This window comes from Chryseobacterium sp. D764 (genome assembly GCF_019317325.1).
Lineage (GTDB): Bacteria > Bacteroidota > Bacteroidia > Flavobacteriales > Weeksellaceae > Chryseobacterium.
The window spans coordinates 1,368,279-1,380,938 of the sequence record NZ_CP079219.1; the positions used below are offsets into that span (position 1 = coordinate 1,368,279).

General features: G+C 36.5%; 18 protein-coding genes. All 18 read right to left on the reverse strand.

Features of this window, described 5'->3' with window-relative positions; all coding sequences use genetic code 11:
* Positions 1-10: 10 nt before the first annotated feature.
* The 18 genes from KYG33_RS06195 to KYG33_RS06280 all read right to left on the reverse strand — a co-directional run bounded on the left by KYG33_RS06195 (position 11) and on the right by KYG33_RS06280 (position 12,589).
* On the reverse strand, positions 11-553 hold the full coding sequence (locus KYG33_RS06195; RefSeq protein ID WP_180563978.1) for an alpha/beta hydrolase: 543 nt from the start codon (positions 551-553) through the stop codon (positions 11-13).
* A gap of 248 nt (positions 554-801) precedes the next feature.
* On the reverse strand, positions 802-1,059 hold the full coding sequence (locus KYG33_RS06200; RefSeq protein WP_047385468.1) for a hypothetical protein: 258 nt from the start codon (positions 1,057-1,059) through the stop codon (positions 802-804).
* Between the two features lie 91 nt (positions 1,060-1,150).
* Positions 1,151-1,483 carry a hypothetical protein gene (locus KYG33_RS06205; protein ID WP_047385469.1) on the reverse strand — a complete coding sequence of 111 codons (333 nt, stop codon included), beginning with the start codon at positions 1,481-1,483 and terminating at the stop codon, positions 1,151-1,153.
* A gap of 11 nt (positions 1,484-1,494) precedes the next feature.
* Entirely contained in the window at positions 1,495-2,049 is a 555-nt protein-coding gene (locus KYG33_RS06210) for an RNA polymerase sigma factor (RefSeq protein WP_174774444.1), read from the reverse strand.
* A gap of 433 nt (positions 2,050-2,482) precedes the next feature.
* On the reverse strand, positions 2,483-4,486 hold the full coding sequence (locus KYG33_RS06215; protein WP_077416516.1) for a S9 family peptidase: 2,004 nt from the start codon (positions 4,484-4,486) through the stop codon (positions 2,483-2,485).
* A gap of 176 nt (positions 4,487-4,662) precedes the next feature.
* Positions 4,663-5,121, reverse strand: coding sequence for a DoxX family protein (locus tag KYG33_RS06220; RefSeq protein ID WP_077416514.1), 459 nt, complete (start codon positions 5,119-5,121; stop codon positions 4,663-4,665).
* Between the two features lie 126 nt (positions 5,122-5,247).
* Positions 5,248-5,706, reverse strand: a complete 459-nt coding sequence (locus KYG33_RS06225) for an SRPBCC family protein (protein WP_077416513.1) — start codon at positions 5,704-5,706, stop codon at positions 5,248-5,250.
* 69 nt (positions 5,707-5,775) lie between these two features.
* On the reverse strand, positions 5,776-6,204 hold the full coding sequence (locus KYG33_RS06230; RefSeq protein ID WP_077416511.1) for an ATPase: 429 nt from the start codon (positions 6,202-6,204) through the stop codon (positions 5,776-5,778).
* Positions 6,205-6,317: 113 nt separating this feature from the next.
* Positions 6,318-7,151 (reverse strand): SDR family oxidoreductase, encoded by an 834-nt coding sequence (locus KYG33_RS06235; RefSeq protein WP_219072863.1) that lies wholly within the window; start codon positions 7,149-7,151, stop codon positions 6,318-6,320.
* Positions 7,152-7,198: 47 nt separating this feature from the next.
* On the reverse strand, positions 7,199-8,065 hold the full coding sequence (locus KYG33_RS06240; protein WP_077416507.1) for a VOC family protein: 867 nt from the start codon (positions 8,063-8,065) through the stop codon (positions 7,199-7,201).
* A 163-nt stretch (positions 8,066-8,228) separates the two neighbouring features.
* Positions 8,229-8,468, reverse strand: coding sequence for a hypothetical protein (locus KYG33_RS06245; RefSeq protein ID WP_228408796.1), 240 nt, complete (start codon positions 8,466-8,468; stop codon positions 8,229-8,231).
* Between the two features lie 35 nt (positions 8,469-8,503).
* Entirely contained in the window at positions 8,504-8,917 is a 414-nt protein-coding gene (locus KYG33_RS06250) for an SRPBCC family protein (protein ID WP_219072864.1), read from the reverse strand.
* 195 nt (positions 8,918-9,112) lie between these two features.
* A complete protein-coding gene (locus KYG33_RS06255) occupies positions 9,113-9,544 on the reverse strand; it encodes a VOC family protein (protein WP_077416506.1) in 432 nt (143 codons plus the stop codon).
* A 148-nt stretch (positions 9,545-9,692) separates the two neighbouring features.
* Entirely contained in the window at positions 9,693-10,469 is a 777-nt protein-coding gene (locus KYG33_RS06260; RefSeq protein WP_219072865.1) for an alpha/beta fold hydrolase, read from the reverse strand.
* Positions 10,470-10,471: 2 nt separating this feature from the next.
* Positions 10,472-10,972: a DinB family protein gene (locus KYG33_RS06265; protein ID WP_257468945.1), complete on the reverse strand. Its 501-nt coding sequence runs from the start codon at positions 10,970-10,972 to the stop codon at positions 10,472-10,474.
* A 209-nt stretch (positions 10,973-11,181) separates the two neighbouring features.
* Complete coding sequence (locus KYG33_RS06270) at positions 11,182-11,643, reverse strand: hypothetical protein (protein ID WP_219072867.1); 462 nt, start codon at positions 11,641-11,643, stop codon at positions 11,182-11,184.
* 31 nt (positions 11,644-11,674) lie between these two features.
* Complete coding sequence (locus tag KYG33_RS06275; RefSeq protein WP_077416499.1) at positions 11,675-12,085, reverse strand: VOC family protein; 411 nt, start codon at positions 12,083-12,085, stop codon at positions 11,675-11,677.
* Between the two features lie 96 nt (positions 12,086-12,181).
* On the reverse strand, positions 12,182-12,589 hold the full coding sequence (locus KYG33_RS06280) for a VOC family protein (RefSeq protein WP_077416497.1): 408 nt from the start codon (positions 12,587-12,589) through the stop codon (positions 12,182-12,184).
* Positions 12,590-12,660 lie beyond the last annotated feature (71 nt).

Consider the following 12,660-nt stretch of genomic DNA (forward strand, 5'->3'; position numbering starts at 1 on the left):
GGTAATAGACTTACCAATATCTATTTACGGGAAATCCAATCCTTGGTAGGGATACGCAATCGTTGAGAGCTTTGAAAAGAAAACCATGATTCATTCCTGTATTAAGCTCTATTTCTTTAAAATCCTTAATACCGGATCTGATAAACCTTTGTTCCTGTGATAACCGTACATGTCCGTCATCTGATTTCTCTGTAATGGAAAGAATTCTTCCGTACAACCTGAAGTTTTTATCCTTTTCCAAAGAATCATCTTTGAAACTAGCTCCAATAAATACAAACTTCAATTGCGGATTCTTCTCATAATAAGACACATATTGTGCAGTATAACCTCCCTGAGAAGTTCCTACCACTGTTATTCTTCCAGCTGGAATTCCTTTTTTCAGGAGACTATCAATCTGTTTCTTTACCTTCTCAGCATACCCCGATGGATCTGTGCCTGCTTTTCTTTTCTCAGAAATAACAACTGTATTTTGAGCCCTTAGTTTGTTGAGTATTGTTTCATATTCTACAACACCATATTTGGGATGTTTTTCCCAAAAAGAATGATCTTCCAAAAATTTATTATGTAAAAAGAAAATGTATTGTTTTTGTTGTGACTTTTGACCCAACACAATCATTGATAAAAAGAAAAATACTGTAATGAAAATATTTTTGACCCTCATCATAACGTAAAATAGCATTTAGTAATAACAAATATAGTGTTAAAAAGCCTTTGTGGAAACCGTTTTATATAAAAAATTCCGGCGCGGGAAGCTCTGCTTCCCGCGCCGGAATTAAACAATTTCAATTTAGTCTTTACATATTATGCTTCGCAGGTATTATCCTTTTTGCAGCATCTTGAATGGAATTCTTTTTTGAATTTCCCTTTCAGTTCCTGATAGTCTTCATCATTCATTTCTCTGATCTTATCTGCCAGTCCGAAAGGTGATTTTTCCTTGATTCCATACTCATCAAAAATACCTTTGATAAATCTTTTTCTTTGTATTGCTTTTTTAGCGATCAAGGCTACGCCCACAACAGCTAATGCTCCCAGAGCTCCTTTTAATGCTGAATTTTTCATTTTTTCAAAATTTTAAATTTTACTACTTCTTGTTTTTTATAGAGACGAATGAATTTGCATTTTACTTTACTACTTCTTTAAAATTCTCAAATTATTCGTTGTTTCTGTTGAAGAATCCACCTGAACATTTATTCCTCCATACTTCTTTGAATTTTTCTCTTTCTTCAGGTGACCAGCTTTCCATTTTTTCTCTCATTTTTCTTTCCTTAAAATCTTTCATTCCTTTACCGAAATGGAAACCTCCGAAAAGAATTTTACTTAGGATCAGTATTCCCATTGCCTGCCAGAATGTGATGGCTTTTACTCCTAAAATCTCCGGGAGAAGGCAATTCCAAAGCAGCATTACAATCCATGTAACAGCGGCTAAAATTAATGGCGGGCATAACAATAAAAAAATCCAACCCTTTTTGTGTTTATAATTCATAATTTCTTTTTCTAACTTTTTAAATCTTCGTACAATTTTCTCAATCTGTTTCTCAAATGCTTCACAGCATAGTTTTTTCTACTGATGATGGTTTTGATGTTTTCTCCCTGTTCATCGGCAATCTCCTGGAGGGTTTTGTCGTTCAGTTCATTTTCTACGTAGACCAGCCTTTGTTTTTCAGGGAGTTCGTCCAGTGCTTCAAACAGTTTTTTCCAGATCTCATCCTGAAACATTTTCACCTCAGGACCTGCGCTTTCATCCAACAACAAGATATCCTTGATAGAAAAACTGCCGTCTTCATCCTCATATACGAAATCTTCAAGATTTTCTGTTTTCTTTTTACGGTAACGGTCTGTGATTTTATTTGCCGTTACCCTATATAGCCACCCACCAACATTTACGATCTCCGAAATATTCGTAAGGCTACTGAACTGATACCACACTTCCTGCAGGATATCTTCCGCATCCTCCGTATTTTTCACTTTCGGACGAATATAGGACATCAGCTTCCCTCCGTAGTTGGAAACGGTCTGTGAGATGATGCTTTCTTTCTCCTTCTGTGGCATTGTTATTTTTTCGACAACCTCCATATTGCTATGACGGCCAGCCTTTTGGTTTTACTTTAATAAATTTAAAATATTTTTCCGGATTTTCAGTTTTTCTTTTATCCATCGGACTTTTATTTCATCTGTTGATGTCTCGGAAATTCATTGCTTATTATTCATATTTTTTCCTGAAGCTGTTTCCCGCTATCCGCTCATACTCCTCGCTCCATGCTTATGCCCGCATATGCTGTGGGGTAACCGCTGCTATCAGGGCTAGGATGGTGAGTTGGGATTCCACGCTCCACTCTATTTCGCTCTGAATAGCAAAAGTAGTTGGCAATTCATTCTAACTGTACAAGAACAAATTTTACCATAAAACTCTTTTGTCTGGCTCGTAATGACAAAAAAACGGAAGACCCAAGCCTTCCGTTTCCATTATTATTACATTAATCGTTTATTTATTAAAGTTCTCCGCAAAGAATCCTAACATTGATTTGTAAAGTTCTATTCTGTTCGGTTCTTTTCCAAATCCGTGTCCTTCATCATATTTTACCAGATAAGGAACTTCAAATCCTTTGGCACGCATTGCTTTTACAATCTGATCAGATTCATTGATATTTACCCTTGGATCATTAGCTCCCTGTACTACAAATAAAGGTTTCTTGATCTTGTCAATCTGGAAAACAGGTGAAACTTCTTTAGCAATTTTCTCTTCTTCAGGATTGTCAAGGTCATACCAGATTTGTTTTACCATTTCTTTATAGGGTTTCCAATATTCCGGGAAGGAAGCAAAGAAGGTAAAAATGTTGGATACCCCTACGTAATCTACACCACAAGCATAGAGATCAGGAGTTTTGATCAGCCCCATCAGAGTGGCATATCCACCATGGCTTCCTCCATAAATGGCTACTTTATCTTTATCTACCCACCCTTGTTCAATGGCATATTTTACTCCATCTTCCACATCATCCATCGCTTTTCTTCCAATCTGTTTGTAACCAGCTTTCTGGAATGATTTCCCATATCCTCCGGAAATTCTGAAGTTGACCTGAAGTGTGGCATATCCTCTGCTTGCAAAAAGCTGTGTTTCAGGATTGAATCCCCAGCTGTCTCTGATTCCCTGCGGACCACCATGAGGATTTACAATCAAAGGAACTTTTTTCCCTTCCAACGCGGCTTTAGGCAGTGTGATATATCCATGGATAGTCAATCCATCTCTGCTTTTAAATTCGATAGGTCTCATTTCAGCCATATCTTCTTCCTTCAGCTGAGGCATCAGGTTGTAAAGAAGCTTGGTCTGTTTGGTTTTTGTATCATATTCGTAATAGGTTCCATACAGCTTATCACTTCCTACAACAACCAGAAGTTTATCATTATTGTCATCGGAAGAAACAATGCCGAATTCCTTGTCTCCAAACTGAGACTTCAATTTGTCATCTATTTCCTTATAAAATTTACTTACAGGAACTGTTTCTCCCTTGATTCCCTCATAGCTGATAAAATCCAGTTCATAGTTTCTGTTTTTACCGGCTGTACTTATAGAACTTACATCGTATACAGGATTAGAATAAATTTCTTTAATCACTGCATTTTTCTTTAGATCATACAGTACAATTCTGGCTTTATCACTATCCAGATTCGTCACTACATACGCTTCATCTTTATTTTTAGAATTTTCATTAAACTCTATAATACTGAAGGTATCAGACCAGTCTGCGGATTTGATCAGATTGAATTTTCCTGTCTGCAAATCTTTGTAATAAGTCTTTGTTGTCAATCCGTTTTCAAGAATGCTGTAGCCTCTCAAAGTCCCGTCTTTATCAAAAATATAGTCGTCAATAGGACTGTTGACATCTTTATTTTCATATAACTGGGTCATTTCTCCAGTAACGTAATTGATTTTAAAAGGTTCAAAAATCTGCTTATTGTTTTTGTTCATGGTAACCACAACAAAGTCTGTATCTTTGATAGGAATGATCGACTGTACTTTTACTCCGTCAAAGGGTGTTAAATCCTTCTGATTTCCACCATCTGCATCTGTAGCATACAAATGAATATTCTCATTTCCTCCTCTATCCTGTGTGTAGTAAAGTCGTTTTTTGTTCAGCCAGCCATACCCTCTGATCAGGTCATCTTTTTCTACGATGGCTTTAGTAATTTTTCCTGTACTCAGGTCTTTTACATAAACGTGGTTCTTTTTATCCTGATCTTTTTCTTTATAGGAAAGGTATTTTCCGTCAGGAGAAATTTTAAATGCTGAAGCTTTTGGTCTTGCAAAATAGTCTTCCACTTTGTATTTAAAGTTTCCTTTGTCATAAGAAATAAGTTTCTCAAGATTGCCTTTGGAAGACGGTAAGGTAGGATCTCCCGGCAGTTTGGCAGTAGAGCTCTGTGCGTTGATCATAATGGTAGATAGTACAACAAGGGCTGTACCGAAAATGTTGTGATTTAGGTTCATAACTTCTGTTTTTAAGGTTCAAGTTATCAGAAAGCATTCATTTTTAAAACAATAGAAAACAAATGCATTATATAATAAGACATATGATACCCACAAAACGTTACACTCTTTTATCAATTAATTAAAAAAAATATCAATTATATGAAAAAAACAGCCTTAGTGACTGTCTTTTTTATCTAGTGTAAATAAATTCCGAAATACCATGTCCAGACAATTAAAATAATCTGCATGGGAATCCTTTGAGTATAAAGGTACTTCATTCCCGGGCCGGTGTAATCTGCTTTAAAAATATTAATCCTTTTCCTGGAAGAATTGATATTGGCAACAAAAACCAATACATAAAAAATGATCAGTAAAATTGCGGTAATTTCACGAATTGCCGGAATCATAAGTCCGATTCCCGCTGCAATTTCCAGTACTCCTGTACAATATACCCAAAACATTCTGGCAGGAATAAACTCCGGAATCATCATGGCCATCCCTTTCTGAAATTTAAAATGTGAAAAGCCTGTAAACAGAATGAAAACAGCCATTCCCAGGTTTCCTGAAAATATAAAATCCGGTTTTCCCTGAAATAAAAAAGTTCCCAGCAAAGCCAGAATAAATGTTGTAAAAAGTATTACGAGTAGTTTCATTTTTTAGGGGATAGGTAGCAGTAATTAGGGATTAGGCATGAAGGTAAAAGATTTGAGACTATAATTAGATAATCAACAATTTCAAACTTTAAATTCTAAACCTTGAACTTTAAACTTTGAACTTCATCATACTGAATCAAGACTTACTCCTTCTGCAAGACTTTTCACGACCATCAGACCTTTTGTAAAGCCAGTGTTCATGTGATCTTCCCATTGTTTTTCAACCTGAACTTCAGCATGAAGTTTTGTTTTCCCACCAAAGTCTATTAAAAAATATTTTTCAAAGCTTCCGTTCCATTCCATTACTTCTTTGCTTTGGGTATCCTCTACTCCATTTTTATCTACCATTCCCAGATGTTTAAAAACAATCTGATTGGGTTCTTCCAGGCTGTCTATGGTTGAAACCATTCCTTCTCCTTCAGCATTAAGAAAATAGGTCTTTCCGCCTACCTTCCAATCGGATTTCATGACAGATCCTGCACCGAAAAACCGGGTCCATTCACTATACGTTTCAGGATTCCAAAGAATGTCCCATACTTTCTGTAGAGGAGCATCAATTACTGTTTCATATGATAAAGTTTCCATTTTTTATATTTTTACAGTGATTTGGTTATGAATTACTTTCAATATCAGGTCTGTTTCAACCTGATGTGTTTAAAGCTGATTTTCTGAAAGGTGTTTAACGATGTTCATCGCTTTTGGAAATTTCTCTTCAAAAAAGTCTTTAAATTCGGGAGGAGTCTGTATTTCTGCTTTCAGCAGAGTTCCTTCTTCGTTTTCTTCAAGAAAATAAGCTTCCGTTGCTTCTCCCCAGTCCTGAGGAACTTCAATACCGTCATAAATTTCTCCCAGGTGCAGAAATTTTATTTCTTCGTTGGGAATAACTTTTTCTACCCTGCTGTACATTCCATTGTTTTTTGGGTCAAGAAATTTAACAATATTGTTCTCTTCAAGTGTTCCTTCATAGAAAGAACCTTCTGTAAATGCCGTTGTCCATTGCCTGTATGTAATATCTGCCCACAGGACGCTCCATACTTTTTCAGGTTCGGCATTGATTTCTATTTCATATGATAATCGTTCCATTTTATTTTAGGTATTTGGTTGTAGATAATGGGTGGCAAGTGATTGGGTTGGAATTGAAGGTTTTAAAGTAAGAGTGTATTAAACTACAATTTCTAACTTCCTAACTTCTCATTCTATCCTCCGACAAAATCACCTCCATTGATGTGAATGATTTCTCCTGTGATATAGCTTGCATCTTTAGAAGCTAAAAAAACATAAGCAGGAGCTACTTCCGACGGCTGCCCCGCACGCTTCAGCGGAGTATCTTTTCCAAATCTGGAAAGATCATCAAAAGCTTCTTTCACCAGCGGAGTCCATATAGGTCCGGGTGCAATTCCATTCACCATAATTTCTTTTTCGGCAAGATTATCCGCCAGTGAACGGATAAAAGACAACACTGCTCCTTTTGTAGCAGCATAATCCAATAAATGATCGCTTCCACGGTATGCTGTGACAGAGGTTGTGCAGATGATTCTTCCTCCTTTTCCAATCAGTGGAAGAAAATTTCTGGTGAAAGAAATCATAGAAATGATATTGGTATCAAATGTTTCCTGAATCTGCTCATCCGAGATTTTTTCCAGACTGCTTTTGGAAGTATGAATTCCTGCATTATTCACAAGAATATCAAGTTTCTTCCACTCTTTTTTAATCTTGTCTGCACACTTGGTCCTGAATGTTTTGCGGGTAAGATCGCCTTTTATAAGAAGGCATTTCTGTCCTTCTTTTTCAACCAGTTTTTTGGTTTCTCTGGCATCATCGTCACTTTCTTTATAGATGATAGCAACATCCGCTCCTTCTCTGGCAAAATGAACGGCTACAGCCTGTCCTATGCCACTGTCTCCTCCTGAGATTACCGCTTTTTTTCCAAGCAGTTTCCGACTTCCCTGATAATCGTTCCGGATAATTTCCGGAAACAGCCCTTCTTTAGGGACTTTTGACTTAGATTCTGATTTGTTCTGTGTTTTCATATGCAAATCTTTTCTCTAAATCACATCAAACAATACGCCGAAATAGATTAAGAATGATAAGCATCCTCCAAATCCTGGATGATAATTTTCTGCATTTTCATCATAGCCTGAACTACTTTATAAGCTTTTTCCTGATCAGAATCATTCATTAGCTGAATAAGTCTTTTAGGCACTATCTGCCAGCTCAACCCATATTTATCTTTCAGCCAGCCACACATACTTTCTCTGCCACCATCTGCTGTCAGAGTGTTCCAGTAGTTATCGGTCTGCTGCTGGTTGTCCGTCATTACCACCAATGATATTCCTTCATTGAAATCAAACTGGTGATCGTAAGAATTATCCATGCAGAATACGTTGTAATTGTCTATCGTAAAATGGGCATGCTGAACATTTTCTGCTGGTTCCGGGATGTCGTGCCCTTCACTTCCTGCTCCATAGGTCAATATGTTTCCTATGCTTGAGTTGGGAAACGTTTTGGTATAAAGTTCCATTGCCTCTTTTGCTTTTCCATTGTTTTGATGAATAAACATTAAGGTAGGAATTATTTTCTGCTCACTTGCTTTTTCACCCAAAAACAACTGCCATGTTACTCCATATTTATCCTGAACCCAACCGTATTTTGGACTCCATGAGTAAGATCCCAGCTCCATCAAAGCCATTCCGCCATCCAGCAGTTGATCCCAGTATTTTTGTACCTCATCTTCTGTTTCACAAATTACCATGAAAGATATGGAAGGATTTTTTTTGAATTGCGGACCGCCATTCAGAAGCATCAATCTTTGTCCGAACAAATCAATATTCATCACTACAGGTGTATCTGCTGTAATCTCACCCCCAAAAACTTTACAATAAAATTCGGCAGACTGTTTGGCATCTCCGTCATACCAGAGACATGGGAAAATATCGTTATTCATAATTTTATATTTAAATGGATTGATTTATATTGTTTTTCTTTTTTCTTAGGGATAGTTTTTACCTGCTGAAATTTTACAGCAAAAGAAATCTTATGTCTTTACATTTAAAGGAAGCAGCTTCACTTTATCTGCAAGACATCTTAGATATGTCTGGTTATACTTTCTATGCTTCTTTAAAGCATACCTGATTTTCTTTCATAAAATTCTTCAGCTTTACCATCGTATTTTTCCCGAAACCATGAAGCTGCATAATTTCTTTCTCGGAATAATCTGAAAGTTTTTCCAAAGAATTTATTTTTTCTTTTTCTAAGGCTCTTCTTGCAGGTATTGCAATAACCCCATGAAGAAATTCTTCTTTAGGGTCATAATTAAAAGCATAAATGGAATTTAAACTCTTGGACATGATAACTAAATTGATCATGGCTACAAAAAATATTGTTAATGATTCTCAGCATACTTGTGGAAATTATTAAGAATAGCATACCAGCCATCTCGCTGCATTTCCACAGAATTTTGTTTTTCCGGATCGAAAATTTCAATAACTTTCGTTGTATTTTCATCTATTTTATCGAAAACAACTTCTACTTTCCGTCCGTCCTCCATATGATATTTGATCACCTCATGTGGGATAATTTCGTCATAAACGCCTTCAAAATCAAATCCGAAACTTTTGTCTTTAGCTTCCATTCTGTTTTTGAATCTGCCTCCTACCTTCAGGTCATTTTCAGAACTAGGACACTGCCAGCTTTCATGGGCAAAATTCCATTTTGTAATATGCTTTGGCTCATTGAAATAATTCCAGACTTTTTCAACGGGTGCTAAAATTGTAATGTCTATTTTAATTGGATCCATAGTTCTAATTTTTTTATAGTTTAAGTAAAGAGTTATAGCTGTCTCAAAAGTCAAATAATTTGTTTTTCGTCATTCTGACAAAGGAAGAATCTTACTGATAAACAAGTACTTGAGATTCTTCATTACATTCCATTTCATTCAGAATGACACTTACGAGACAGCCACACCCCTTTTTATCATTAGTTAAATATAAGATTATTTTGCGTATTCATCATTATAGTTCACCATCCAATGAACACCATATTTATCCTGAAAGCATCCGAAATAGTCTCCCCAAAACTGATCTTCAATCGGCATTTCTACATTTCCGCCATCAGAAAGTTCTTTAAAGATTCTGTCGGCTTCATTTCTGGAATCCGGGAAAACAGAAACATAATTATTGTTTCCTACGGTCAGAGTCTGCCCAAAACCCGGAACAATATCTGATGCCATTAAGAGGTCACCTCCAATAGGCAAAGCAATGTGCATTACCCTGTTTTTTTCTTCTTCTGAAAGGTTTTCTGTACCGGGAGCATTTCCCATTTTATGAATTCCTCCGACGAATTCACCCCCGAAAACAGTTTTGTAAAAATTGAACGCTTCTTCAGCTGTTCCATCAAAATTCAGATACGGATTTAATTTAGCCATGATTTTTAATTTTAAAGTTATTATTATAAAATATAAGGTTCTATTGTTGATCCATTAAGGAATAATTAATTTAGTATGAATAGTAAATACAGCTTGATTGTTAAATCATTACAATTCACTGAGCTCCATTTCCTATTTTTCAAAATTCTTAATGGTTTATAAATTTTTCTACTTCTCTTACGGTAAAGTTTATTAAGTTTACATCAATACTTCCGTCAAAGTCAGGCATCATATAAACACCATGAGTTGCGGGAAGTATCATTAACCGGGAGCCTTTCACCAGACGCCACATCGCTGCAGCATGCTCCGGTTTCATCACATCCTGATCACCGCTGATGAATAATGTAGGTGATTGTATGGAAGCCAGCACCTCATCATCCCAGTCTTTAAACGTCTGCATCCTTTTGCAGTCTTTCTCAAAAAGGTTTTCCAGTTTTGAAAAATCAGGATTGAGATTTAAAAAATTAATTTTAAAAGGTTCCGGCATCGATTCAAAAGTTGCTTCCTGCATTCCTTCAAAAAAGCCGTCTATCATTCCGTTTCTTTTATAAAATGCTGAGGCAACGACCAGTTTTTCTACAATTCCGGGATGGCGGTGGCCAATCTGCATTACCGTACTTCCACCATTGCTGAATCCCCAGAAGGAAGCTTTTCCAATGTTTAATTCTGCTAAAAGTCCGGCAACATCGTCAGCATCCTGTTCAAATGTTTCAGGAATATCGCGGTGTTCACTGCGTCCGTGGTTTTGCAGATCGATCCCTATGAGCTGGAACTTGTCTTCCAGTCTGGCAATGACTTCTTTAAAATCATACAGAATAGAAGAACCTCCGCCATGGATTAAAACCAGGGGTTTTCCGGATCCATAGATTTCGTAATATAATTGGATTCCATTGACTTTTTTATAGTCTTTTTCTACCGGATTCATGATTAATATTTAAGATTTTCGTCCACATCATATTTCATTCCGGGATAGTCCAGAATTCTGCGCATCAGGCCTATCTGCCCGCAGAGATAATCCTCACGGCCGATACACATTCCGACAAAATTGAGTTTTGTCTCTTTAATAAACGGAATATTCATTCCTATTTCAAATATCTCATCCAGTTCTTCATCAGTTACTTCATAAAGTCCTTGGTATACTTTAGCAGAAATTTTATGAAAGTTTTCTTTTAATTCAGTTAAAGTTGGATATTTAAAGCTTTCATCCAGTGCTTTTCCCTGGAAAAACAAGCCACTGTAAGGGTCTTCTTCCTGTATTCCAAGCACCCAGCCTAAGCCATAGCGCATGTTAACAAAATTTCCTGCCATCCATACAATATGGTTGGTTTTATTTTCAATTCTTTTCAACGCGTCTTCTTCCGAAATGCCGTCCAAAACATTCATAAAGCTTTGGGAATGCATTCTGTAAGCCGGAATAACGAGTTCCATTTTTTTTGATTTTGGTGTGTCCATTTTAATTAGAGATTAGAAGTTAGAAATTAAAGGGTAAAGGGTCGGATAAACGCAAAGGCACAAGGTTTCTATAAGCTGTGTGTTTTTAAGGCGCGAAGATTTTATCTTCGATAAAGTTGTACACTTCTAAAAATAGCATGGAAAAATTTGACAGTTCATTTGTCATTCCGAGCAAAGCAAGGAATTTATTTTATAGCGCCCGGTTTTCCTAAAATTCTGCGGAGATAACCCAGTTGTCCGCTGTGGTAAATCTCATGAAGGCTTAGCGTTGAAATATCATTAACCATTTCAGGTTTAAAGCTCGTAAGAATACCGAGTTTTATTTCCAGCCTTTCCTGAGATTGTTTCAAATAGGATTTTAAATCTTCAAAGCTGACCAATTCATCTTTCCGTTCCAAAGGAATTTCCCCTCTGTTATAGCAGGAAAACTTTTCACTTTCCCAAACGGATTCTTCGCCTAGAATATTCAGAAATGGATTTCTGATATGGATTAAATGCCCCAGAATCCAATTCATACAATTGGCTTCACCATTAGGAAAAATCATAGATTCTTCATGGGTAATGCCGTCAATATTCAAAGAAATCACCTGATAGTTGCTTACAACCTGATTCTTTATTAATTCTATATCGTTTGATATTGTTTCCATTGGATATGTATTTAATAAGTGAATGATAATGTTATTCTGCAGGCATCTGAGATACATCTCCATGCATTACTTCCCACTGATGGCCATTGATATCAGCAAAACTGCTTTGATACATCCATCCGTAATCTACAGGCTCACCATATTTTGAGCCTCCGTTTCCAATGGCTGTTTTTACCATTTGATCTACTTCTTCCCGGCTGTTCACCCCAATGGCAAGAAGTACCTGTGTGGTATCTCCTTTAGCAAAAGGCCTGTTGGTAAAGGTTTGGAAAAATTCCTCTTTCAGAAACATCGTGTAAATATGATCTTTCTTCATTACTACACATATTGCCTTATCGTTTGAAAACTGTTCATTGATAGAAAAGCCAAGATCTGTCCAGAATTCTCTGGTTTTTTGTACGTCTTTTACGGGTAAATTGACGTAAATATCATTAATATTCATTTTGTAAATTTTAGTGGTGATTGTAGTTCAAAATTACCAGGATACGGTAAGAATGTGCTTGTCATAGGACAAGATTTAATTTTTATTTGGATTTAATTATTCTGTTGGCATTTGAGATAGATCGGCAAAAGTGATATTCCAGCCGTGCCCGTCCAGATCCCAGAAAGAATTCTGATACATCCATCCGTAATCCTGAGGTTCTTCATGCTGCCACGCTCCGTTGTCTACAGCGGTATTCACTACTTTATCTACTTCTTCACGGCTGTTCAGCCCTACTGCTACAAGAACCTGACTGGTATTCTCTTTGGCAACAGGTTTATTGGTGAAGGTCATGAAATAATCCTCCTGCAGAAACATCACATAGATGGTATCATTCAACACAACACAGGTTGCTTTATCATCAGAGAATTGTTCATTAATCGAAAAACCTACCTTGGTCCAGAATTCTTTTGTTTTCTGTACATCTTTTACAGGAAGGTTCACATAAATTTGATTGACTTTCATTTTTTGTAATTTTAGTGTTAATTTGTAATCCAAAATTACCAAGGTGCAATGAAAATCAACTTGTCATAAGG

Excerpts from the sequence above, each read along its gene's own strand:
- KYG33_RS06215 (WP_077416516.1), bottom strand. The coding sequence starts at position 4,486 with ATGAACCTAAATCACAACATTTTCGGTACAGCCCTTGTTGTACTATCT.
- KYG33_RS06280 (WP_077416497.1), bottom strand. The coding sequence starts at position 12,589 with ATGAAAGTCAATCAAATTTATGTGAACCTTCCTGTAAAAGATGTACAG.
- KYG33_RS06230 (WP_077416511.1), bottom strand. The coding sequence starts at position 6,204 with ATGGAACGATTATCATATGAAATAGAAATCAATGCCGAACCTGAAAAA.
- KYG33_RS06255 (WP_077416506.1), bottom strand. The coding sequence starts at position 9,544 with ATGGCTAAATTAAATCCGTATCTGAATTTTGATGGAACAGCTGAAGAA.
- KYG33_RS06240 (WP_077416507.1), bottom strand. The coding sequence starts at position 8,065 with ATGAATAACGATATTTTCCCATGTCTCTGGTATGACGGAGATGCCAAA.
- KYG33_RS06235 (WP_219072863.1), bottom strand. The coding sequence starts at position 7,151 with ATGAAAACACAGAACAAATCAGAATCTAAGTCAAAAGTCCCTAAAGAA.
- KYG33_RS06250 (WP_219072864.1), bottom strand. The coding sequence starts at position 8,917 with ATGGATCCAATTAAAATAGACATTACAATTTTAGCACCCGTTGAAAAA.
- KYG33_RS06200 (WP_047385468.1), bottom strand. The coding sequence starts at position 1,059 with ATGAAAAATTCAGCATTAAAAGGAGCTCTGGGAGCATTAGCTGTTGTG.
- KYG33_RS06270 (WP_219072867.1), bottom strand. The coding sequence starts at position 11,643 with ATGGAAACAATATCAAACGATATAGAATTAATAAAGAATCAGGTTGTA.
- KYG33_RS06205 (WP_047385469.1), bottom strand. The coding sequence starts at position 1,483 with ATGAATTATAAACACAAAAAGGGTTGGATTTTTTTATTGTTATGCCCG.
- KYG33_RS06225 (WP_077416513.1), bottom strand. The coding sequence starts at position 5,706 with ATGGAAACTTTATCATATGAAACAGTAATTGATGCTCCTCTACAGAAA.
- KYG33_RS06245 (WP_228408796.1), bottom strand. The coding sequence starts at position 8,468 with ATGTCCAAGAGTTTAAATTCCATTTATGCTTTTAATTATGACCCTAAA.
- KYG33_RS06275 (WP_077416499.1), bottom strand. The coding sequence starts at position 12,085 with ATGAATATTAATGATATTTACGTCAATTTACCCGTAAAAGACGTACAA.
- KYG33_RS06265 (WP_257468945.1), bottom strand. The coding sequence starts at position 10,972 with ATGGAACTCGTTATTCCGGCTTACAGAATGCATTCCCAAAGCTTTATG.
- KYG33_RS06220 (WP_077416514.1), bottom strand. The coding sequence starts at position 5,121 with ATGAAACTACTCGTAATACTTTTTACAACATTTATTCTGGCTTTGCTG.
- KYG33_RS06210 (WP_174774444.1), bottom strand. The coding sequence starts at position 2,049 with ATGCCACAGAAGGAGAAAGAAAGCATCATCTCACAGACCGTTTCCAAC.
- KYG33_RS06260 (WP_219072865.1), bottom strand. The coding sequence starts at position 10,469 with ATGAATCCGGTAGAAAAAGACTATAAAAAAGTCAATGGAATCCAATTA.